The sequence below is a fragment of the Streptomyces sp. GQFP genome (assembly GCF_021545335.1).
Classification (GTDB): domain Bacteria; phylum Actinomycetota; class Actinomycetes; order Streptomycetales; family Streptomycetaceae; genus Streptomyces.
Window position 1 is genome coordinate 2,537,257 of sequence record NZ_CP089312.1, and the last position, 18,805, is coordinate 2,556,061.

The 18,805-nt window shown below is 69.5% G+C and carries 21 protein-coding genes, 5 tRNA genes and 1 pseudogene; 8 read left to right on the top strand and 19 right to left on the bottom strand.

What is annotated here, in order from left to right; all coding sequences use genetic code 11:
• Positions 1-90 precede the first annotated feature (90 nt).
• The gene (locus tag LUX31_RS10905; RefSeq protein ID WP_235474585.1) at positions 91-1,812 is read right to left on the bottom strand and encodes a DAK2 domain-containing protein; all 1,722 of its coding nucleotides are present in this window, start codon (positions 1,810-1,812) and stop codon (positions 91-93) included.
• Positions 1,813-2,088: 276 nt separating this feature from the next.
• Here LUX31_RS10905 and rpmB point away from each other — a divergent pair, with 276 nt between their 5' ends.
• The gene (gene rpmB / locus LUX31_RS10910; protein ID WP_105970634.1) at positions 2,089-2,274 is read left to right on the top strand and encodes a 50S ribosomal protein L28; all 186 of its coding nucleotides are present in this window, start codon (positions 2,089-2,091) and stop codon (positions 2,272-2,274) included.
• Positions 2,275-2,362: 88 nt separating this feature from the next.
• On the opposite strand, the gene thiD is transcribed toward rpmB, so the two are convergent.
• Complete coding sequence (gene thiD / locus LUX31_RS10915; protein WP_235474586.1) at positions 2,363-3,148, bottom strand: bifunctional hydroxymethylpyrimidine kinase/phosphomethylpyrimidine kinase; 786 nt, start codon at positions 3,146-3,148, stop codon at positions 2,363-2,365.
• Between the two features lie 14 nt (positions 3,149-3,162).
• Entirely contained in the window at positions 3,163-4,128 is a 966-nt protein-coding gene (locus tag LUX31_RS10920; protein WP_235474587.1) for a thiamine-phosphate kinase, read from the bottom strand.
• Between the two features lie 230 nt (positions 4,129-4,358).
• On the opposite strand from LUX31_RS10920, the gene LUX31_RS10925 reads away from it, so the two are divergent.
• Positions 4,359-4,592 (top strand): Lrp/AsnC family transcriptional regulator, encoded by a 234-nt coding sequence (locus LUX31_RS10925; protein ID WP_003997603.1) that lies wholly within the window; start codon positions 4,359-4,361, stop codon positions 4,590-4,592.
• A gap of 14 nt (positions 4,593-4,606) precedes the next feature.
• Entirely contained in the window at positions 4,607-5,116 is a 510-nt protein-coding gene (locus LUX31_RS10930; RefSeq protein WP_235474588.1) for a DUF3515 domain-containing protein, read from the top strand.
• A gap of 85 nt (positions 5,117-5,201) precedes the next feature.
• Here LUX31_RS10930 and LUX31_RS10935 read toward each other — a convergent pair whose 3' ends face one another.
• Genes LUX31_RS10935 through LUX31_RS10945 form a run of 3 tightly spaced genes read right to left on the bottom strand, consistent with a single transcriptional unit; the run spans position 5,202 to position 8,265 of the window.
• On the bottom strand, positions 5,202-6,359 hold the full coding sequence (locus LUX31_RS10935; RefSeq protein ID WP_235474589.1) for a D-alanine--D-alanine ligase family protein: 1,158 nt from the start codon (positions 6,357-6,359) through the stop codon (positions 5,202-5,204).
• Between the two features lie 59 nt (positions 6,360-6,418).
• A complete protein-coding gene (locus tag LUX31_RS10940; RefSeq protein WP_235474590.1) occupies positions 6,419-7,429 on the bottom strand; it encodes an NAD(P)H-dependent glycerol-3-phosphate dehydrogenase in 1,011 nt (336 codons plus the stop codon).
• The gene (locus LUX31_RS10945) at positions 7,426-8,265 is read right to left on the bottom strand and encodes a lysophospholipid acyltransferase family protein (protein ID WP_235474591.1); all 840 of its coding nucleotides are present in this window, start codon (positions 8,263-8,265) and stop codon (positions 7,426-7,428) included. The genes LUX31_RS10940 and LUX31_RS10945 overlap by 4 nt, the downstream gene beginning before the upstream one ends.
• Positions 8,266-8,480: 215 nt before the next feature.
• Between LUX31_RS10945 and cofC the strand changes: the two genes are divergently transcribed.
• A complete protein-coding gene (gene cofC / locus LUX31_RS10950; protein WP_235474592.1) occupies positions 8,481-9,119 on the top strand; it encodes a 2-phospho-L-lactate guanylyltransferase in 639 nt (212 codons plus the stop codon).
• 9 nt (positions 9,120-9,128) lie between these two features.
• Positions 9,129-9,341, top strand: a complete 213-nt coding sequence (locus tag LUX31_RS10955) for a hypothetical protein (protein ID WP_235474593.1) — start codon at positions 9,129-9,131, stop codon at positions 9,339-9,341.
• A 158-nt stretch (positions 9,342-9,499) separates the two neighbouring features.
• Here the strand turns inward: LUX31_RS10955 and LUX31_RS10960 are convergent, their stop codons facing one another.
• From LUX31_RS10960 to leuC, 4 genes are all read right to left on the bottom strand, one after another.
• Positions 9,500-10,138, bottom strand: a complete 639-nt coding sequence (locus LUX31_RS10960) for an HU family DNA-binding protein (RefSeq protein WP_235474594.1) — start codon at positions 10,136-10,138, stop codon at positions 9,500-9,502.
• Between the two features lie 138 nt (positions 10,139-10,276).
• The gene (locus LUX31_RS10965; protein ID WP_235474595.1) at positions 10,277-10,507 is read right to left on the bottom strand and encodes a hypothetical protein; all 231 of its coding nucleotides are present in this window, start codon (positions 10,505-10,507) and stop codon (positions 10,277-10,279) included.
• 289 nt (positions 10,508-10,796) lie between these two features.
• Positions 10,797-11,390: a 3-isopropylmalate dehydratase small subunit gene (gene leuD / locus LUX31_RS10970; RefSeq protein WP_235474596.1), complete on the bottom strand. Its 594-nt coding sequence runs from the start codon at positions 11,388-11,390 to the stop codon at positions 10,797-10,799.
• Between the two features lie 6 nt (positions 11,391-11,396).
• Positions 11,397-12,827, bottom strand: coding sequence for a 3-isopropylmalate dehydratase large subunit (gene leuC, locus LUX31_RS10975; RefSeq protein WP_235474597.1), 1,431 nt, complete (start codon positions 12,825-12,827; stop codon positions 11,397-11,399).
• Positions 12,828-13,021: 194 nt separating this feature from the next.
• Here leuC and ndgR point away from each other — a divergent pair, with 194 nt between their 5' ends.
• Positions 13,022-13,738, top strand: coding sequence for an IclR family transcriptional regulator NdgR (ndgR, locus tag LUX31_RS10980; protein ID WP_210588063.1), 717 nt, complete (start codon positions 13,022-13,024; stop codon positions 13,736-13,738).
• 238 nt (positions 13,739-13,976) lie between these two features.
• Positions 13,977-14,618 carry a MerR family transcriptional regulator gene (locus tag LUX31_RS10985; RefSeq protein ID WP_235474598.1) on the top strand — a complete coding sequence of 214 codons (642 nt, stop codon included), beginning with the start codon at positions 13,977-13,979 and terminating at the stop codon, positions 14,616-14,618.
• Between the two features lie 64 nt (positions 14,619-14,682).
• On the opposite strand, the gene LUX31_RS10990 is transcribed toward LUX31_RS10985, so the two are convergent.
• The 6 genes and pseudogenes from LUX31_RS10990 to LUX31_RS11015 all read right to left on the bottom strand — a co-directional run.
• Positions 14,683-14,755: transfer RNA gene (locus LUX31_RS10990), tRNA-Glu, on the bottom strand.
• Positions 14,756-14,799: 44 nt separating this feature from the next.
• Positions 14,800-14,871: transfer RNA gene (locus LUX31_RS10995), tRNA-Gln, on the bottom strand.
• A gap of 20 nt (positions 14,872-14,891) precedes the next feature.
• Positions 14,892-14,964, bottom strand: a tRNA-Glu gene (locus LUX31_RS11000).
• Between the two features lie 62 nt (positions 14,965-15,026).
• A tRNA-Glu gene (locus LUX31_RS11005) sits at positions 15,027-15,099 on the bottom strand.
• A 49-nt stretch (positions 15,100-15,148) separates the two neighbouring features.
• Positions 15,149-15,220 (bottom strand) — tRNA-Gln (locus tag LUX31_RS11010).
• 91 nt (positions 15,221-15,311) lie between these two features.
• A pseudogene (locus LUX31_RS11015) lies at positions 15,312-15,561 on the bottom strand (HAD family hydrolase); the annotation flags it as partial.
• 49 nt (positions 15,562-15,610) lie between these two features.
• Here LUX31_RS11015 and LUX31_RS11020 point away from each other — a divergent pair.
• Positions 15,611-15,895, top strand: coding sequence for a hypothetical protein (locus tag LUX31_RS11020; RefSeq protein ID WP_235474599.1), 285 nt, complete (start codon positions 15,611-15,613; stop codon positions 15,893-15,895).
• 63 nt (positions 15,896-15,958) lie between these two features.
• On the opposite strand, the gene gltX is transcribed toward LUX31_RS11020, so the two are convergent.
• From gltX to LUX31_RS11035, 3 genes are all read right to left on the bottom strand, one after another.
• Positions 15,959-17,443, bottom strand: a complete 1,485-nt coding sequence (gltX, locus tag LUX31_RS11025; protein WP_235474600.1) for a glutamate--tRNA ligase — start codon at positions 17,441-17,443, stop codon at positions 15,959-15,961.
• On the bottom strand, positions 17,436-18,215 hold the full coding sequence (locus tag LUX31_RS11030) for a fumarylacetoacetate hydrolase family protein (protein WP_235474601.1): 780 nt from the start codon (positions 18,213-18,215) through the stop codon (positions 17,436-17,438). Before LUX31_RS11030 ends, gltX begins: the two co-directional genes overlap by 8 nt.
• A gap of 151 nt (positions 18,216-18,366) precedes the next feature.
• The gene (locus LUX31_RS11035) at positions 18,367-18,555 is read right to left on the bottom strand and encodes a hypothetical protein (RefSeq protein WP_235474602.1); all 189 of its coding nucleotides are present in this window, start codon (positions 18,553-18,555) and stop codon (positions 18,367-18,369) included.
• Positions 18,556-18,805: the final 250 nt, after the last annotated feature.

Below are 18,805 nucleotides of genomic sequence, written 5' to 3' on the forward strand. Positions count from 1 at the left end.
AGTAGTCAGCCCGTCCGGCGTTTGAGGACAAAGGGGGGTCTGGGGGCGCAGCCCCCAGGGATGGGAACGGGTAGGGGCGGCGGGGGCGAGTCACTCCACGCCGATGAGCAGCAGCGCCCCCTGCCGTCCCCCCCGGTACACCACCGTGTCGACAGCCAAGTAGCCCTCGCGGACCCGTGCTTCAAGGTGCGTCGCGATTGTCTCTGGTGCCTCGTCGCCGAGGACCAGGGTCACCATCTCGCCGCCTGCCTGGAGCATCCGGTCGATGACCGCCACCGCCGTAGCCGTGACGTCCGAGCCGATCACGGCTACGTCGCCGTCGATGAGGCCGAGGACGTCGCCGGTCTGGCAGATCCCGGCCATCGTCCAGGACTGCCGTTCCGCGACGGCGAGTTCGGCGTAGCGGGTCGCGCCCGCCGCCGAGGTCATCGCGACGACGTCCTCGTCGAACCGCCGCTCCGGTTCGTGCACGGCGAGCGCGGCGATGCCCTGGACCGCCGAGCGGGTCGGGATCAGGGCCACGCGGATCCCCTCCGAGCGGGCCTGCTCGGCAGCCGCGGCAGCGGTGTGGCGCAGATCGGCGTCATTGGGCAGCAGCACGACCTCGCGCGCGTGGGCCCGCCGTACGGCCTCGACCAGCTCCCCGCTCGCGGGGGGTTCGCCCGGCCGCGCGAGCACGGTGGTCGCGCCGGCCTCGCCGTACAGCCCGGCCAGCCCCTCCCCCGGCACGACGGCCACGACAGCCCGCTGCACCCGCTCCCGGTGCGGCCGTCCGGCGCCCCCGGTGTGCACGTCGCCGACCCCGAAGTGCGTGATCCGGATCCGGTAGGGCCGCCCCGCCTCGACGCCCGCCTCCACGGCGGCACCGGCGTCGTCGACATGGACGTGCACGTTCCACAGCCCGTCGCCGCCGACCACCACGAGCGAGTCCCCTAGCCGGTCGAGCCGCTCCCGGAGCCGGGCGACGGCCGCGTCCTCCGCCTCCAGGAGGTAGATCACCTCGAAGGCGGGACCGGAGGCGCCGTCCTCGTCGACACAGTCGACCGGATCGTCCAGAGCGTCGGAGGAGCGCACAGGCACGCGCACGCGTGCCGCCCCCGCACCGCCACCACCACCCCCCGGCGCCTCCCCCCGGAACGTCTCCACCAACGCCCCGAGCACCGTCACCAGCCCCCGCCCGCCCGCGTCGACGACGCCCGCGCGCCCCAGGACGGCCAGTTGCCCCGGGGTGGCGGCCAGCGCGGTCGAGGCACCCTCGTACGCGGCTCTGGCGACCGTCCCGCAGTCGCCCTCCGCCCCCGCCGCGGCGTCGGCGGCGGCCGAGGCGACCGTGAGGACCGTGCCCTCGACCGGATGGACCACGGCCTCCCGGGCGGCGTCGGCCGCGCGCCGCAGAGCCAGGCACAGAGCGGGACCGCCGACGTGAGCACTCTCACCGCCCGTCTCGCCTTCCGCGTCGGCGGCGAGCACCTGGGCCATGCCGCGCAGCAGCTGCGCCAGGATCGTGCCGGAGTTGCCGCGCGCCCCTATCAGCGCGCCGTGGGCCATCGCCCGGGCCGCGTCTGCCAGCGTGGGAGCCCCGGAGGGACCGCTCGCGCCCGCCCCCGCCTCGTGCCCCGCGAACGCCGCCTCTACCGCCGCGTACGCCGACTCCAGCGTCAGATACAGGTTGGTGCCGGTGTCGCCGTCGGCCACCGGGTAGACATTGATCGCGTCGATCTCCTCGCGCGCCCGCCCCAGCGCGGCCAGCGCGAGTCCGCACCAGGTGCGGACCGCGAGAGCATCGAAGAATGTCTGCGGCACCTGCGGCACCTGTGCCTCCTTGAGCTGCTGGACGTGGCACGCAGCGTAGACCCCGGGTGAATGCCTGGTGGCCCGGGGCGGGAGCGAGGCCCTGATCAGCCATGGTAGTTTCGTTGTACTGGCGCAGTCGTTGTATGCTGCTCCGGTTGCCCGATCGAGACGGCCATCCCAGATGGTCTTCGCACATCGGGCCTTCTCCCTGGCACCGCCACTCAGATCCTACGATCCTGATCCCGGCATGCCGGGATCAACCCGTAAGAGCATCTGAAGTCTTTGGAGTGACCCGTGGCTGCCAACTGCGACGTCTGCGGCAAGGGGCCGGGCTTCGGCAACGCCATCTCCCACTCGCACCGCCGTACACCCCGTCGCTGGAACCCGAACATCCAGCGCGTACGTACCGTGGTCGGTGGGACGCCGAAGCGCGTGAACGCTTGCACCTCGTGCATCAAGGCCGGCAAGGTCTCGCGCTGACGCTCAGCTAGCGCGCGGCCACTGCTGGTTCGCTGCTCAGAGCCGGTCCACCTCGGTGGACCGGCTTTTTGCCGTACCCAGATACCGTCTATGTACGGAACCGCCAGCCGTGATCCACCGGCCCGATCCCGCCCCCCAGCGCGAACCCGGCCGCGATCGCCCCGGTGACGTACTCCTTCGCCGCCGTCACTGCCGCCGGCACCGACTCACCCCTCGCCAGTCCCGACGCGATCGCCGACGCCAGCGTGCAGCCCGTGCCGTGCGTATGCCGGTTGTCGTGGCGCGGGGCGCGCAGCCAGTGCTCCTCGGAGCCGTCCGTGAGCAGGTCCACGGCCTCGCCGGGCAGATGCCCGCCCTTGATCAGCGCCCACCGCGGCCCGAACGCCAGCACGGCCGCCGCGCCCTCGCGCAACTGACCTTCCGATTCGACCCGTACACCCGTGAGCTGGGCCACCTCGTCGAGGTTCGGCGTCGCCACGGTCGCCACCGGCAGCAGCTTCGTCCGTACGGAGTCCAGTGCGGAGGCGGCCAGCAGCGGGTCCCCGTGCTTGGAGACGCCCACCGGGTCGACGACCGTCGGCACGTCCGTCGCCGCGAGCAACTCGGCGACCGCCTCGACCAGTTCGGCCGAGGCGAGCATCCCGGTCTTGACCGCCTGTACGCCGATGTCGTCGACGACGCTGCGGTACTGGGCCAGCACAGCCTCCACCGGCAGCTCCCAAGCACCCTGCACACCAAGGGAGTTCTGCGCGGTGACCGCCGTGAGCACGCTCATGCCGTGCACGCCGAGCGCCAGCATCGTCTTCAGGTCGGCCTGGATTCCCGCGCCACCGCCGGAGTCGGAGCCGGCGACAGTCAGCACGCGCGGAGGCACGCTCCTGGCTCCGCTCACGACTCGATGTCCGCGAAGTGGTCCCAGCCGCCCTTGCTGGTCCAGGGAGCGCCGTCGACCGTCACCTGGGGCAGCGCCGACGGGTTGAGGACCTCGCCGATCACCTTCCAGCGGGCCGGCAGCTTCACGTCCGGCGGGAAGGTCGCCACGATCGCGTGGTCCTCGCCACCGGTGAGCACCCACTGCATGGGATCGACGCCGACGGCCTGCCCGATGTCGTTCATCTGGGACGGGATGTCGATCGCGCCCGACCGGATGTCGATCCGGACCTTGCTGGCCTCCGCGATGTGCCCGAGGTCGGCGATCAGCCCGTCGCTCACATCGCACATCGCGGTCGCGCCGAGACCGGCCGCCGCCGGGCCCGCGTGGTACGGCGGTTCGGGGCGCCGGTGGGCCTCGACGAAGGCGCGCGGGGAGCGGAAACCGCGCGAGAGCACCGCGTGCCCGGCCGCCGACCAGCCCAGCCACCCGGTCACCGCGACGACGTCACCGGGCCGGGCACCGCCCCGGACGACCGGCTCGTGGTTGCGCAGATCACCGAGCGCGGTGATGGACACCATGATCGTGTCCCCCCGCACGACATCACCGCCCACCACGGCCGCGCCCGCGACCTGGCACTCGTCACGCAGACCGTCCATCAGTTCGACGGGCCAGGTGACCGGAAGGTCGGCGGGGACGACCAGGCCGAGCAGCAGTGCGGTCGGTACGGCGCCCATGGCGGCGATGTCCGCGAGGTTCTGGGCGGCCGCCTTGCGGCCCACGTCGTACGCGGTGGACCAGTCCCGGCGGAAGTGCCGCCCCTCCAGGAGGATGTCGGTGCTCGCCACGACCCTGCGGTCGGGCGCGGCGACCACGGCGGCGTCGTCGCCGGGGCCGACCCGGACCGCCGGGGTGGTGGTGAGCCGGGAGGTCAGCTCCCTGATGAGCCCGAACTCCCCCAGCTCTCCCACAGTGCCCTTCATAGACGTACGTCCCCTTCTGGTGCTGTCCCCGTTGCTGCCCGTGTTGCTGTCCGTGCCCGGTCGCGAGGCCCCGTCGGCCTCGGTACGGTCGAGGTGACCGTCAACCTGTGCTTCGTGCGCACCCCGGCGCGGGTGCCCCGGCCGCCGCGGGTCTCCCCCTGGCGCGCGGCGACGCGATACCGTGGCGTTCCTTTTCCCCACATGATCCTCGTGGCCGCCCTGGAGGTTCCGTGGTACAGGCGTACATCCTGATCCAGACGGAGGTCGGCAAAGCGTCGACCGTCGCCGAGACGATCAGCAAGATCCCGGGGGTGATCCAGGCCGAGGATGTGACAGGACCGTACGACGTGATTGTGCGCGCCCAGGCCGACACAGTGGACGACCTCGGCCGCATGGTGGTCGCCAAGGTCCAGCAAGTGGACGGCATCACCCGCACCCTGACCTGCCCGGTGGTGCACTTGTAGCCCCCGTCTACCCTGTGCCGGTGCACTTCTTCTTCCGTCACCGGCCGCTCGCTCTGCCCGTGCTCGCCCTGTTGATCGTCGTCACGGGCTGCTCCTCCGCAGACGACAGCACCTCGGTCACGGTTCCCGAGCCGGACGGGAAGGCGATGAAGCTGTGCCGGAACCTGGACGAGGCGCTGCCGGCGAAGGTGGACGGTCTTGACCGGGACGACCCCGAGCCCCGGTCCGCACTGACCGCGGGCTGGGGCAGCCCGGCGATCATACTGCGCTGCGGTGTTGTGAGGCCGCCCAAGATGACCGACCCCAAGGTCGCCACGGGGGCGGATCCTGATGCGGTGGGGGGTGAGGTGAACGGGGTCGGGTGGCTGATGGAGAAACGGGACGACAGGTCGTCCCGGTTCACCACGTCCTCGCGGCTTGCCTATGTCGAGGTGACTGTTCCGTCGGGGCGGGACACCTCTGGGGCGCTTGTTGATCTGGCTGCCGCTATTAAGAAGACGGTGCCTGTGGGGATTGCCGACTAGGCGCCGTAGTGGGGCTGTTGCGTTGTCGGGTGCTGGTCCGTTGTGGCTTGTCGCGCAGTTCCCCGCGCCCCTTTGGGGCGCTCCTCTACCTCAGGCCTGTTGAGCGGCGCAGGGCTGCCTGTACCAGGCGGTCCACCAGCTCGGGGTAGTCCACGCCCGTCTCTTCCCACATCCTCGGGTACATGGAGATCGGGGTGAAGCCGGGCATCGTGTTGATCTCGTTGATGACGAACTCGCCGTCTTCCGTGAGGAAGAAGTCCGCGCGGACCAGGCCCTCGCAGGAGGCCGCGTCGAAGGCCTCCACCGCCAGGCGGCGTACGTCCGCCGTCTGCTCCTCGGTGAGGGGGGCGGGAACGATTCCGTCGGCCGAGTCGATGTACTTGGCCTCGAAGTCGTAGAAGGCGTGCGACTGGACCGGCGGGATCTCGGCGGGTACGGAGGCACGCGGGCCGTCCTCGAACTCCAGCACCCCGCACTCGATCTCGCGCCCGCGCAGCGCGGCCTCCACGATGATCTTGGGGTCGTGGCGCTGGGCCTCGGCGATCGCCTCGTCGAGGCCGCTCAGTTCGTCGACCTTGGTGATGCCGAACGACGATCCCGCGCGCGCGGGCTTCACGAACAGCGGCCAGCCGTACTCGCCGGCGAAGTCGATGATCTTCTTGCGGGCGGCCGACTCGTCGCGCTCCCACTCACGCGGCCGGATCACCACGTACGGGCCGACCTTGAGGCCGAACGACGTGAACACCCGCTTCATGTACTCCTTGTCCTGGCCGACGGCCGAGGCGAGCACGCCCGCGCCGACGTACGGGACACCGGAGAGTTCCAGCAGTCCCTGGAGGGTGCCGTCCTCGCCGTAGGGGCCGTGCAGCACGGGGAAGACGACGTCCACCTCGCCGAGGGCCTTGGGCACCGATCCCGGTTCGCTGTAGACGACTTCGCGGTTCGAGGGATCGACGGGGAGGACTACTCCGCCCTCCCTCGACTCAGCCAGCTGGTCGACGTTCGGCGCCTTGCGGTCGACGATCGCCATGCGCTCCGGTTCGTCCGCGGTGAGCGCCCAGCGGCCGTCCTGGGTGATGCCGATCGGCAGGACGTCGTACTTCGTCCGGTCGATGGCACGCAGCACGGCGCCGGCGGTGACCACGGAGATCCCGTGTTCGGAGCTGCGACCGCCGAAGACGACGGCCACGCGCGGCTTGCGGGACGGCTGCCCGGGGCTCTGGGGGAGGTTCTCGGTGCTCATATCGCGTTGAGGGTACCCGGTGGTAGGGCGCTGAGTCAGCGCCCGCAGACCCCTGTTGCTCAGCGTCGTTCGGGCTTGGCGCTGCGCGACATCAGTTCCTTCAGGGCCACGACTGGCGCCTTGCCCTCGTGCACGATGCCGACGACCGTCTCCGTGATCGGCATGTCGACACCGTGCCTGCGGGCCAGATCCAGCACGCTCTCACAGGACTTGACGCCCTCCGCGGTCTGCTTGGTGACCGCGATGGTCTCCTGCAGGGTCATGCCCTTGCCGAGGTTGGTGCCGAAGGTGTGGTTGCGGGAGAGGGGCGAGGAGCAGGTCGCCACCAGGTCTCCCAGGCCCGCGAGTCCGGAGAAGGTGAGCGGGTCGGCGCCCATCGCGAGGCCGAGGCGGGTGGTCTCGGCGAGGCCGCGCGTGATGAGCGAGCCCTTCGCGTTGTCGCCGAGGCCCATGCCGTCGGCGATTCCGACGGCGAGACCGATCACGTTCTTGACGGCGCCGCCCAGTTCACAGCCGACGACGTCGGTGTTGGTGTACGGGCGGAAGTACGGGGTGTGGCAGACGGTCTGGAGGCGCTGGGCCACAGCGTCGTCCGTACAGGCGACCACCGCTGCGGCCGGCATCCGGGCGGCGATCTCCCGGGCGAGGTTGGGGCCCGTGACGACCGCGATCCGGTCCTGGCCGACCTTGGCGACGTCCTCGATGACCTCGCTCATCCGCATCGCGGAGCCGAGTTCGACGCCCTTCATGAGGGAGACGAGAACCGTGTCGGGGGCGAGCAGGGGCGTCCACTCGGCGAGGTTCCCGCGCAGGGTCTGCGAGGGGATGCTGAGTATCGTGAAGTCGGCGTCGCGGGCGGCTTGTGCGGGGTCCGTGGTGGCGCGGAGGTTCCCCGGGAGTTCGACTCCCGGGAAGTAGTCCGGGTTCGTACGCGTGGAGTTGATCGCCTCGGCGAGTTCGGGGCGGCGGGCCCACAGGGTCACCTCGCAGCCGGCGTCGGCGAGCACCATGCCGAAGGCGGTCCCCCACGATCCCGCGCTGAACACCGCCGCCTTGACCGGCTCGCTCACTTGCCCTGCCCCTCTTCCTGAACTTCCCGTGCCTGTGCTGCTTCTGGTACCGCGTTCAAGGCGTCCAGCGCGTGCTGTGCGTCCCGCGCGTCCTGTGCCTCTTCCGCGGCCGTACGGCGGCGCTGCTCGATCCGCTCCTGGCGCGGGTCGTACGGCGTCTTGGGCGCCTTCTCGCCGCGGATGTCCTCCAGCTGGCGGGTGATGGCGGCCATGATGGCCTCCGTCGCCTCCTTCAGGAGGTCGGGGCTCATCTCCTGGTCGTAGAACCGCGTGAGGTCAACGGGCGGGCCTGCGAGGACGTGGTGGGTCTTGCGCGGAAGGACGTTGAGCTTTCCGGCGTACGGCGGCAGCAGTTCGTTCGCGCCCCACTGGGCCACCGGGATCACCGGGCACTTGGTCTGCAGGGCGACCCGGGCGGCGCCGGTCTTGCCGGTCATGGGCCACTGGTCCGGGTCGCGGGTGATGGTGCCCTCGGGATAGAAGACGACGCACTCACCGCGCTCCACGGCGTCGATCGCGGCGCGGAAGGCGCTCAGCGCATCGGTGGTCTCGCGGTAGACGGGGATCTGTCCGGTGCCACGCATCATGGTGCCGACGAATCCCTTCTTGAAAAGCCCGCTCTTCGCCAGAAAACGCGGAACACGGCCGCTGTTGTACTGGTAGTGCGCGTAGGCGAAGGGGTCGGCATGCGAATTGTGGTTCACCGCGGTGATAAATCCACCAGCCGCCGGAATGTTCTCCGATCCGCGCCAGTCCCGCTTGATCAGAACCACCAGCGGCGGTTTGCAGATGACCGCTGCAAGGCGGTACCAGAAGCCGATTCTGCGGCGGGGCACGCGGACACCTTCCTCTAGGGCCTGGGCCAGGACCTCCGGCCGGTTGACCTGGGGGCCGCACAAGTGTCGCCCCAGGGTTCCGGTCTGTCGAGAACACCGTACGCCCCGGCACCGACACCGCCGGATGGGCTTTGGTGACAGCCAGGTGACAATGGTTGCGACCGGGAGAGCGCCGGGTGAGCAGCCGGGGTGGCCGAGGGAGGTACGGAACGCTCGTGCAGTGGACAGTGGTCATACCCCTCAAGCCCCTGGCGCGGGCCAAGAGCAGGCTCGCGGACACAGCCCACGACGGGCTCCGCCCCGGCCTCGCCCTGGCCTTCGCACAGGACACGGTGGCTGCGGTGCTCGCCTGCACGGCGGTCCGCGATGTGGCGGTCGTCACGGACGACGCCCTCGCCGCCCGCGAGCTGGCCGCGCTGGGGGCCGCGATCGTCCCCGACGAGCCCCTGGGCGGCCTGAACGCCGCTCTGGCGCACGGAGCGGCGGCCGTGCGCACAAGACGGCCGGACAGCCCCGTGGCGGCCCTGAACGCCGATCTGCCGGCCCTGCGCCCGCTGGAACTGGCCCGGGTCCTGGATGCGGCCGCCGAATTCCCCCGCGCTTTCCTCGCGGACGCGGCCACCGTCGGCACCACTCTGCTGACCGCAGGACCCGGTCAGGAATTGTCTCCGCATTTCGGCCCGCATTCCCGGACCCGCCATCGTGAATCGGGCGCCGTGGAAATCGGACTCACGACGGTGAATTCCGTACGCCAGGACGTGGACACCGGCGACGATCTGCGGGCGGCGCTCGCCCTGGGGGTCGGGGCGCGGACGGCGGCCGTGGTCGAGGGGCTGCTGATCGCGGGCCAGTAGGCTGCCGCCATGCAGGCGACCGCGTACACGTACGACGCCGAGACGCGCAGCGGCAGTGTGCTGCTCGACGACGGCACCCCCGTCCCCTTCGACGCACCGGCGTTCGACGCGGGCGGACTGAGGCTGCTGCGACCGGGGCAACGGGTGCGCATCGAGACCGAGGGAGCGACAGGGGTCGCAGGCGGCCTCCGGATCACGCTGGTCACCCTGCAGACCTTCTAACGGACCTGGCCGAAGTCGGGCGCGCGCAGCGCCCCGACAGGGGCGCGGGGAACTGCGCGACCAGCCCCCACCGGGCCCGCAGCAAAAAATGAACCGAACACGCCGCGGGCCGGACTCCCCAAGGGAGTCCGGCCCGGCGCGTGAGTACCCTCGCGCCCCTACTTGCTGCGGGCGGTGGCTTTCTTGGCGGTGGTCGTGCGGGCCGCCGTCTTGCGGGCGGGGGCCTTCTTGGCCGTCGCCTTCTTGGCCGGGGCCTTCTTCGCGGCGGTCTTCTTCGCCGTGGCCGTGGTCTTCTTGGCCGCCGCGGACTTCGCGGTGGTCTTCTTGGCCGCGGCCGTCTTCGCCGTCGTGGTCTTCTTCGCCGGCGCCGCCTTCTTGGCAACGGTCTTCCTGGCCGCCGTCGCACGCTTGGCGGTCGTGGCCTTCTTCGCCGCGGCCTTCTTGACCGTTGCGGCAGCACCGCCGGTCAGGCTGCCCTTGGGCGCCTTCTTGACCGCGACCTCGCCACCGCGCGGGAGCTTCTTCGAGCCGCTCACCAGGTCCTTGAAGCCCTGGCCGGCACGGAAGCGGGGGACGGAGGTCTTCTTGACCCGAACCCGCTCGCCCGTCTGCGGGTTGCGGGCGTAACGGGCCGGACGGTCGACCTTCTCGAAGGAACCGAAGCCGGTGACCGACACCCGGTCCCCACTGACCGTCGCGCGGACGATGGCGTCCAGGACCGCGTCGACCGCCTCGGCGGCCTGCTGACGGCCACCGACCTTGTCCGCAATGGCTTCTACGAGCTGCGCCTTGTTCACGTCTTCCCCTTCGGAGACATTGCCAGAACGAAAGTGTTCAAGCTTTTTCGCACGTTAGGCAGATATATACCGCAAATCAAACACGAAACGGGCTAATCACCCTTGTGCCGCAACGAACTCGGGCTGTCACGGAGTTCCTCAGCGGCCCTCGTCGGGGAATCGACCCTCGTCGAGGTCCGCCGTGAAGCGTTCCAGCCGCCTTGTCGCATCGGCGAGATCGTGCTTGGCCGCGGCCGTAATGACCAGCAGCTTCCGGGTCAGCGCCATCCGTACGCCCTCCGGGACTTGCAGTGCGCGCACTCTTGTGTGCGCTTCCTTGAGTTGGGCCGCGACCGCCGTGTAGAGCTCGAGTTGGCCGTCGTGTTCCATGCACAGATTGTGCCATCTGGGGCGAGTTGTCGCCTGCTCAGGGGGCAACTGCCGCCTCAAACGGCCTTCCGCGCCGGCTTCGGAGTCGCGGTGTCAAGACCCGGGTACCCAATCAACACCCTTTCTAACATGGGGAGTTGAGAGGCCACGGGACGGTGCGCGAGGGGGTCGGGAGGCAGAAACAGCTGTACCCCCAATCGTGGCGATCGGGGGTACAGACGGGGTGTTGCAGTGGCCGAAACTCGACTTGCGAGCGGCCTTCGGACGACTGCGGTCCTTGAAAGGAACCTCAGACCTTGAGCGTCCACGGCTTGTGCGAGGGCCGCTTCGCCTCGTACGAGACGATCTGGTCCTCGTTCTGCAGGGTGATGGAGATGTCGTCCAGCCCGTTCAGCAGCCGCCAACGGGCGTTCTCGTCGAGCTCGAAGGCGGCGGTGATGCCCTCGGCGCGCACCTCGCGGGCCTCCAGGTCGACCGTGATCTCGGCCTGCGGGTCGTTCTCCGTCAGCTCCTGGAGCGCGTCCACGATCTTCTGCTCCAGAACCACCGTGAGCAGGCCGTTCTTGAGCGAGTTACCTCGGAAGATGTCGGCGAAGCGCGACGAGATGACGGTCTTGAAGCCGTAGTTCTGCAGCGCCCAGACCGCGTGCTCGCGCGAGGAGCCCGTACCGAAGTCGGGACCGGCGACCAGGACCGTCGCGCCCTTACGCTCGGGCCGGTTGAGGATGAAGTTCTCGTCCTTGCGCCAGGCCTCGAACAGCCCGTCCTCGAACCCGTCCCGCGTGACCTTCTTGAGCCAGTGAGCAGGGATGATCTGGTCGGTGTCGACGTTGCTGCGGCGCAGCGGGACGGCTCGGCCGGTGTGCGTGGTGAATGCTTCCATGGCTGATCAGACTCCAGCGGGCGTACGGGCATCGGCGTCGGACAGGTCGGCCGGGGAGGCCAGGTGGCCCAGTACGGCCGTCGCGGCGGCGACCTGCGGCGACACCAGGTGCGTACGGCCGCCCTTGCCCTGCCTGCCCTCGAAGTTGCGGTTGGAGGTGGACGCGGAGCGCTCACCGGGGGCCAGCTGGTCGGGGTTCATGCCCAGACACATCGAGCAGCCCGCGTGCCGCCATTCGGCGCCGGCCTCCTTGAAGACCAGGTCAAGCCCCTCGGAGACGGCCTGCAGACCGACCCGCACCGAGCCGGGTACGACCAGCATCCGTACGCCGTCGGCGACTTTGCGGCCCTCGACGATCTCGGCGGCGGCGCGCAGGTCCTCGATACGGCCGTTGGTGCACGAACCTACGAAGACGGTGTCCACCTTGATGGAGCGCAGCGACTGTCCGGCCTCCAACCCCATGTATTCCAGGGCCTTTTCGGCGGCGAGGCGCTCCGAAGCGTCTTCGTACGAAGCCGGATCGGGGACGGCGGCCGAAAGCGGCGCGCCCTGACCGGGGTTGGTGCCCCAGGTGACGAACGGGGAGAGCGCGGCGCCGTCGATGACGACCTCGGCGTCGAAGACGGCGTCGTCATCGGTCTTCAGGGTCTTCCAGTACTCCACCGCCGCGTCCCAGTCGGCGCCCTCGGGCGCGTGCGGGCGGCCCTTGAGGTACTCGAAGGTGGTCTCGTCGGGGGCGATCATGCCCGCGCGGGCGCCGGCCTCGATCGACATGTTGCAGATGGTCATCCGGGCCTCCATCGAGAGCTTCTCGATGGCGGAGCCGCGGTACTCCAGGATGTAGCCCTGGCCGCCGCCCGTGCCGATCTTCGCGATGATGGCGAGGATCAGGTCCTTGGCGGTGACGCCGTCGGGCAGTTCGCCGTCGACCGTGATGGCCATGGTCTGGGGGCGGGCCAGCGGCAGCGTCTGGGTGGCCAGCACATGCTCGACCTGCGAGGTGCCGATGCCGAAGGCCAGCGCGCCGAAGGCGCCGTGCGTGGAGGTGTGGGAGTCGCCGCAGACGACGGTGGTGCCCGGCTGGGTCAGTCCCAGCTGCGGTCCCACGACGTGGACGACGCCCTGCTCGACGTCGCCCAGCGGGTGCAGCCGCACACCGAAGTCGGCGCAGTTCTTGCGCAGCGTCTCCAGCTGGACCCGGGAGACCGGGTCGGCGATGGGCTTGTCGATGTCGAGGGTCGGGGTGTTGTGGTCCTCGGTCGCGATGGTGAGGTCGAGACGCCGCACGGCACGCCCCGCCTGACGGAGGCCGTCGAAGGCCTGCGGGCTGGTCACCTCGTGCAGCAGATGCAGATCAATGAAAAGGAGGTCGGGCTCGCCCTCGGCGCGCCGGACGACATGGTCGTCCCAGACCTTCTCCGCGAGTGTCCTACCCATCGCTTTCCCTCCAGGCCGGCCCGTTCGGGCGCCGGCCCAACTAGATAGAGATCTTGTGGAGGCGATCGCCCATACCCCTCGTCGGACATCCGCCGCCGGGCCCGTTGGTCGGCGGGCCGCTGTGTCTTCCAGAGTGGCGCGTTCCACCGGAAAATGAACTTGCGTTTCACAGAGTGAGACGCGAGTATCGTTTCATGGACAACAGTAGCGGCGTCGGCGTTCTGGACAAGGCAGCCCTTGTCCTGAGCGCTCTGGAGTCCGGTCCGGCCACCCTCGCGGGTCTGGTCGCGGCGACCGGACTCGCACGACCCACGGCACATCGTCTCGCCGTGGCCTTGGAACACCACCGGATGGTGGCGCGCGACATGCAGGGCCGTTTCATTCTCGGCCCCCGCCTGGCAGAGCTGGCGGCAGCGGCGGGCGAGGACCGCCTCCTCGCGACAGCGGGCCCGGTGCTCACCCACCTCCGCGACCTGACGGGCGAGAGTGCGCAGCTCTACCGCCGCCAGGGCGACATGCGCATCTGCGTCGCAGCGGCCGAGCGCCTCTCGGGCCTCAGGGACACGGTCCCGGTCGGCTCGACGCTCACGATGAAGGCGGGCTCGTCGGCCCAGATCCTGATGGCGTGGGAGGAGCCGGAGCGCCTGCACCGCGGCCTCCAGGGCGCCCGCTTCACAGCGACAGCGCTGTCGGGCGTACGACGCCGGGGCTGGGCCCAGTCCATCGGCGAACGCGAACCGGGCGTCGCCTCGGTCTCGGCCCCCGTCCGGGGCCCGTCGAACCGCGTGGTGGCCGCCGTCTCGGTCTCGGGCCCCATCGAACGCCTGACCCGCCACCCCGGCCGCATGCACGCCCAGGCGGTCATCGACGCGGCGGCCCGCTTGTCGGAGGCCTTGCGCCGCACGGGCTGACACGTACAAACGCCCTCAGGAAGCGGGCCGGCCCCAACGCCGCGGCAGGCCGCTTCCCGAGGGCACTTCTATGTCAGGGGCGAGGTCACCAACCTAGGGGCGCGGGGAACTGCGCGACCAGCCACAGCGGACCCGCACCCGCAAAAACAACAGAACCCCAGTGAACCCCATTGGCTAGCGGCGCTATCCGACCACCGCGTGCTTGGATCGTGCCGTTGTCCGAGGGAAGGCGCAAGGGATGCGGCTGGCGGAGTTGAGCGAGCGCAGCGGGGTGTCCACCGCGACCATCAAGTACTACCTGCGCGAAGGCCTGTTGGCGCCCGGCCGCCAGATCAACACGACGACCGCGGAGTACGACGAGGACCATCTGCGCCGTCTGCGTCTGGTGCGCGCGCTGATCCAGGTGGGCCGTATCCCCGTAGCCACCGCCCGTGAGGTGCTCGGCCATGTCGACGACGAGTCCCTGGGCCGTACGATCCGCCTGGGCGCGGCCCTGTGGGCGTTGCCGCAGGGCGCCGAACCGGACGAGGAGGACCCGGCCGTGGTCGCCGCCCGCCGGGAGGTCGACCGACTGCTGGCGAACCTCGGCTGGGAGACCGCGCGCGAGCTGAGCGCGCTCTCCCCCGTGCACCGCTCGCTGGTGGTGGCGGTGGCCGCGCTGATCCGGCTGGGCTATCCCTGGGACGCCGAACTGATGGCGCCGTACGCGGAGTTGATGCACCAGGTGGCGAGACGGGACCTGGACTACCTCGAGACGCACGCGTCGGACGCGGAGCGGGTGGAGACGGCGGTCGCGGCGACGGTGCTCTTCGAACCGGTGCTCACGGCGCTGCACCGGCTGGCCCAGGAGGAGGAGTCGGCACGGCGGTACGGGCTGTAGGCAGGGGAGGTAGGGGCAATGCAGAGTGGCCCCCCGCCGAAGCGGAGGGCCACCTGCACTGACGTACCCCCGACCGGATTCGAACCGGCGCTACTGCCGTGAGAGGGCAGCGTGCTAGGCCGCTACACAACGGGGGCGAGGATCTTGCAAGCGGTGAAAACTACATCGCCGCAGATCCGAGCTGGTCTACCTGGACTCGAACCAAGAATGACGGTACCAGAAACCGTAGTGTTGCCAATTACACCATAGACCAAGGCACTTCAAGGTAAAGCGTACCCCCGACCGGATTCGAACCGGCGCTACTGCCGTGAGAGGGCAGCGTGCTAGGCCGCTACACAACGGGGGCCCTAGCGATCCTGCGTGAGAGTCAGCGGGTGCGACCCGGACTGACCCTCCGAGAAGGATCTGTACCCCCGACCGGATTCGAACCGGCGCTACTGCCGTGAGAGGGCAGCGTGCTAGGCCGCTACACAACGGGGGCCTGTGTGGATTCTGATCTCCACGGGTGCAGATTTGAAGCAATCTGCGAGCTGGCCTACCTGGACTCGAACCAAGACTAACGGAACCAGAAACCGTCGTGCTGCCAATTACACCATAGGCCACTGGAACGCCAGCCCCTGCGGAGCTTTTGTTCTAGCTTGCACCTCCGGTTCCCGGCCTTTCGGCCCGCTCTCCGGCGGCGCAGGAAGAACATTACCCGAAGGTGGACGGCGCTCCAAAACGGGTATCGGCGCCGAGGAGCGCGGGGAGTTCGGCGAGCGAGGCGATCCGGTGCGGGCCCTCGGATGCCTGCTCCGCACCGACGAGGCCGTCGCGGTCGATCCACACGGCTCGGCCGCGCACAGGACGGACTCGAACCGGTCGCGGACGCCGAGCACGCGCAGCTTGCGGTCCTGTACGCGGATGCTGGAGTTGGAGAGCACCCGTGCCGGTGGCTGGAGGCTCGGGGATTGTCCCCGATGGATACAGCCGTGGGCTGGCACACTGGGTGCATGAGTGAGTACCGAGTCCAGTTCACCGTCGAGGCCCGTGCGACCTACGACGGCCTGCCCGGCGAACGTCGAGCCCAGCTGGACAGGGCTGTGCGGGTGCTGTCGCGTGACCCCTTCCGCAAGGCTGCGACGGCGCAACTCGGCCCCGACGAACATCTCCGGAAGGCGTACGTAGCCGCCGGCGTGATGCTGGAGTACATGGTCGCGGGGGCCATCATGGTCATCGTCGTACTGGAGATCTTCGACGAGTTCACGTACCTGATCGACGAGAACGACGCGGTCTGAACCGCACGTTCGAGGGGCGGCACCCGGAACTACCGGGTCCCGCCCCTCGCGTGTGCCTGGGTGTTACGCCGCCAGCTTGGACAGCGCCGCGTCGATCCGGGCCAGCGTCTTCTCCTTGCCCAGGACTTCCAGGGACTCGAAGAGGGGCAGGCCGATCGTGCGGCCGGTGACGGCTACGCGGACCGGGGCCTGGGCCTTGCCGAGCTTGAGGCCGTGGGCCTCGCCGACGGCCAGGACGGCCTCCTTCAGGGACTCGGGGGACGTCCAGTCGGCCGCCTCCAGCTTCTCCCGCGCCGTGATCAGGAGGGCGTCGCTGCCCTCCTTCATGGCCTTCGTCCAGGACGCCTCGTCGGTGGCCGGCTCGGGCAGGAACAGGAAGTCGACGTTGTCCGTGATCTCCGAGAGGACCTTGAGGCGGGTCTGGGCGTGCGGGGCGATCGCCTGCCACTTCGCCTCGTCGAAGGCCTCCGGCGCCCAGGGCGCGAAGGGTGCCTGGAGCCAGGGTGCGCAGCGCTCCGTGAAGTCCTTCACGTCCAGCAGCCGGATGTGGTCGGCGTTGATCGCCTCGCACTTCTTCAGGTCGAAGCGGGCCGGGTTGGGGTTCACGTCCGACACGTCGAAGGCGGCGACCATCTCGTCGATCGAGAAGACGTCCTGGTCCGCCGAGAGCGACCAGCCGAGGAGGGAGAGGTAGTTGAGCAGGCCCTCGGGGAGGAAACCGCGCTCCCTGTAGAGGTTCAGGGACGACTCCGGGTCGCGCTTCGAGAGCTTCTTGTTGCCCTCGCCCATCACGTACGGCAGGTGCCCGAAGGAGGGGATCTGCTTCGCGATGCCCAGTTCGATCAGCGCCTTGTACAGGGCGATCTGGCGCGGCGTCGACGACAGCAGGTCCTCGCCGCGCAGGACGTGCGTGATCTCCATCAGCGCGTCGTCCACCGGGTTGACCAGCGTGTACAGGGGCGCGCCGTTGGCTCGTACGATCCCGTAGTCCGGGACGTTCTCCGGGGTGAACGTCAGTTCGCCGCGGACCAGGTCCGTGAAGGTGATCGTCTCGTCGGGCATCCGGAAGCGGACGATGGGCGTGCGGCCCTCGGCGGTGTACGCGGACACCTGCTCGTCGGTCAGGGCGCGGCAGTGGCCGTCGTACCCGGAGGGCCGGCCGGCCGCACGGGCGGCGTCGCGGCGGGTGTCCAGCTCCTCCGTGGAGCAGTAGCAGTAGTACGCGTGGCCCGCTTCCAGGAGCTTGGCCGCCACGTCCTTGTAGGTGTCCATGCGCTGCGACTGGCGGTACGGCGCGTGCGGGCCGCCGATCTCGGGGCCCTCGTCCCAGTCGAAGCCCAGCCAGCGCAGCGAGGACAGCAGCTGCTCGTACGACTCCTCGGAGTCGCGGGCCGCGTCGGTGTCCTCGATGCGGAAGACGAACGTGCCGCCGGTGTGGCGGGCGTACGCCCAGTTGAACAGGGCCGTACGGACCAGGCCCACGTGGGGGTTACCGGTGGGCGACGGGCAGAACCGTACTCGGACGGCGGGGGCGGGTGCGCTAGCCACGCTTGACAACCTTGTTGGTGAGAGTGCCGATGCCTTCGATGGTGACGGCGACCTCGTCGCCGACGGTGAGCGGTCCGACGCCTGCCGGGGTGCCCGTGAGGATCACGTCGCCGGGGAGCAGCGTCATGGCCTCGGTGATGTTGACGATCAGGTCCTCGATGGAGTGGATCATCTCGCTCGTACGGCCCAGTTGGCGCTGTTCGCCGTTGACCGTGAGCTGGATCGTCAGGTCGGACGGGTCGAGGTCCGTTTCCACCCAGGGGCCGAGGGGGCACGACGTGTCGAAGCCCTTTGCGCGCGCCCACTGCTTCTCGCGCTTCTGGACGTCCCGCGCGGTGACGTCGTTGGCGCAGGTGTAGCCGAAGATCACGTCCTTGACTCGCTCCCGCGGGACTTCGCGGCACATGCGGCCGATGACCACGGCCAGCTCGGCCTCGTGATGTACCTCGCTGGAGAAGGACGGGTACTGGATCTCGCCGCCGGAGGCGATCATCGAGGTGGCCGGTTTGAAGAAGGCGAACGGCGCGTCGGGGATCTCGTTGCCGAGTTCCTTCGCGTGGTCGGCGTAGTTGCGCCCGAACGCCACGATCTTGTGGCCGATGACCGGGGGCAGCAGCTTGACCTTGTCCAGGGGGACCTTGACACCACTGAGCTCGAAGTCGGTGCCGTACGGAATGCCCTTGATGATGTCCAGGACTAGTTCGTCCGGCTTGTCGCCCTCGACCGCGCCGAAGGCGACGTTCCCGTCGATGGAGAATCTGGCGATGCGCACGGGATTCCTGCGCCCCTCTGCTGGTCCGGCTGGAGTCTGACGCTCCAGGCTAACGCGCCGGGGGCGGACACCCCGCGCAATAAGCGAGGCGCCCTTGACACACAGGCATTCACAGGGTCCGCCCTGAATGACAGGGCGGCACTCGCGCGTACTACTCGGCGACGGAGGCCGCGACCGGGGCTTCCATGAGGATGGTGCGGCGGGGGTTGGCGGTCTGGGTGGGGAGGTCTACGGAGTGCTCCGGCTGCTCGACGGGCGTCAGTTCGTCGGCGTCCGTGAGGTGGGCCAGCGTCGTGCGCCGCGGGTTTGCGATGTTGTGGAACATCGTCGTCGTCTTCACTGTTGTAGTCCTCGACCCTGTCGTGTCCGGGCGCTCGGCGGGGCGGAGAGCCGCCGTCCGCGCGCGGGTTGTCGGATTTGCCATCCCTGTAAAGCGTCAGGCTAAACATCCGATTCCCCGGGGAAGTCACGGAGACCCCTTGAACGGCGTGTGAGTTTGCTCACGAGTCCATGGGCAAACCGGTCAATCCCGGCCTTCAAGTCCCCCTCACGAAACGGACATTGCTCCACTGAAGCTCTCATTCCGCTCC

What these genes read in the sequence shown, in the direction of transcription:
- LUX31_RS10920 (WP_235474587.1), bottom strand. Translation starts at nt 4,128, where the DNA reads ATGAAGGGCACTGTGGGAGAGCTGGGGGAGTTCGGGCTCATCAGGGAG.
- LUX31_RS10935 (WP_235474589.1), bottom strand. Translation starts at nt 6,359, where the DNA reads ATGAGCACCGAGAACCTCCCCCAGAGCCCCGGGCAGCCGTCCCGCAAG.
- LUX31_RS10955 (WP_235474593.1), top strand. Translation starts at nt 9,129, where the DNA reads ATGCAGGCGACCGCGTACACGTACGACGCCGAGACGCGCAGCGGCAGT.
- LUX31_RS10965 (WP_235474595.1), bottom strand. Translation starts at nt 10,507, where the DNA reads ATGGAACACGACGGCCAACTCGAGCTCTACACGGCGGTCGCGGCCCAA.
- leuD (WP_235474596.1), bottom strand. Translation starts at nt 11,390, where the DNA reads ATGGAAGCATTCACCACGCACACCGGCCGAGCCGTCCCGCTGCGCCGC.
- leuC (WP_235474597.1), bottom strand. Translation starts at nt 12,827, where the DNA reads ATGGGTAGGACACTCGCGGAGAAGGTCTGGGACGACCATGTCGTCCGG.
- ndgR (WP_210588063.1), top strand. Translation starts at nt 13,022, where the DNA reads ATGGACAACAGTAGCGGCGTCGGCGTTCTGGACAAGGCAGCCCTTGTC.
- LUX31_RS10985 (WP_235474598.1), top strand. Translation starts at nt 13,977, where the DNA reads ATGCGGCTGGCGGAGTTGAGCGAGCGCAGCGGGGTGTCCACCGCGACC.
- LUX31_RS11020 (WP_235474599.1), top strand. Translation starts at nt 15,611, where the DNA reads ATGAGTGAGTACCGAGTCCAGTTCACCGTCGAGGCCCGTGCGACCTAC.